General features: G+C 40.2%; 1 protein-coding gene. It reads left to right on the top strand.

Annotated features, from left to right (window positions below):
* Positions 1-302: 302 nt before the first annotated feature.
* Entirely contained in the window at positions 303-1,034 is a 732-nt protein-coding gene (locus tag CXF78_RS00905; RefSeq protein WP_102035720.1) for an endonuclease/exonuclease/phosphatase family protein, read from the top strand.
* Positions 1,035-1,251 lie beyond the last annotated feature (217 nt).

Raw genomic sequence — 1,251 nt, 5'->3', positions numbered from 1 at the left:
GCGTTAATCAGTCAAATGTTAGTAAAGCTAGAGTTACTAAAAGTTACTAAAGCTAAGGAGCTAAGGCTAAAGCTACAGTTAACCAATTTCTAGCAACAATTTTAGATAGCACACCCAAAACTAATAGAGGTATTTATCCATCGGTATTTTTCGCTCAAAGCCAACATCGACCTTACAGCCAAAGCGTAAATTGCTTGGGCTTGCTCGATGGGGAAGTCTGGTTATCGTCATGTTGTTGATGACGACAGTTGTGGTTGCGCCAAAATTTGTGCATTTAGCGACAGAACCTCAAGTGATTAATAATGAACAAGAGTCGTTTGCTGCTCAATGTGTTGCTACCTATCGCTAAATTGGATACTGATGGCCAATTGGCAGTCGCGAGCTGGAATGTCTATAAGCAGCAAAATGCTGGCTGGCAAACGCTGCTCAGTCGGTTAGCTGAAAAAAATCAATTATTGTTGCTGCAAGAGGTGAAGTTATCTGACGAATTTCAGTTATGGCGTCAACAAAATCACCAACAATTGGCAATGGTGCAAGCATTTAGCCAGGACCATATACCACTTGGAGTAATGAGTTTATCTCAGGTTGCGGCGAGTGAAAGTTGCGGATATTTGACAGCCGAACCCCTAATACAGTTTCCCAAGTCGAGTTTGTTAAGTTACTTCCCCTTATCGAATGGTGAAACTCTGCTGGTGGCTAACCTGCACAGTATTAACTTTGAGTATGCTTTAGACAGTTATGCTGTGCAGTTACAGCAGCTACTGCCAGCGTTGAGTGCTCATAAAGGACCGATCATTTTCGGTGGTGATTTAAATACTTGGCGCCAAGCTAGGCTGACGATGTTAACCCTGATGACAAATCAATTAGGCTTAATAGCGGTCATCCCAGAAGATGACAAACGTACAACAGTGATGGGCTATCCTATTGATCACCTTTATTATCGGGGACTAACCTTAGAGTCATCCGAGGTGATTACAACCCAAAGCTCGGACCATTATCCTTTGTTAGCGCAATTTAGGTTAGGCGAAAGTTAACGATGATTGTTTTGATGATGGCTATTAATTGATTAAAATTGTTTTAAAAGTCATAAAGACTGCATGGGTTTGCTCAAGATAAATTGATTGATGCGGTTGGAAAGCACAACAGTATGAAAATTGATTCACAGTCGTTTTTCAATTCGAATAAAATAAACTTTAACAATTTGATGTGTGTTTTACGCAAACTAAAACGATAAGAGCATAATACATTATG

Origin of the sequence: Shewanella sp. 11B5, from assembly GCF_002836795.1 — a bacterium.
Classification (GTDB): Bacteria; Pseudomonadota; Gammaproteobacteria; order Enterobacterales; family Shewanellaceae; genus Shewanella; species Shewanella frigidimarina.
This window is presented reverse-complemented; position numbering and strand designations above follow the sequence as displayed.

What these genes read in the sequence shown, in the direction of transcription:
- CXF78_RS00905 (WP_102035720.1), top strand. Translation starts at nt 303, where the DNA reads ATGAACAAGAGTCGTTTGCTGCTCAATGTGTTGCTACCTATCGCTAAA.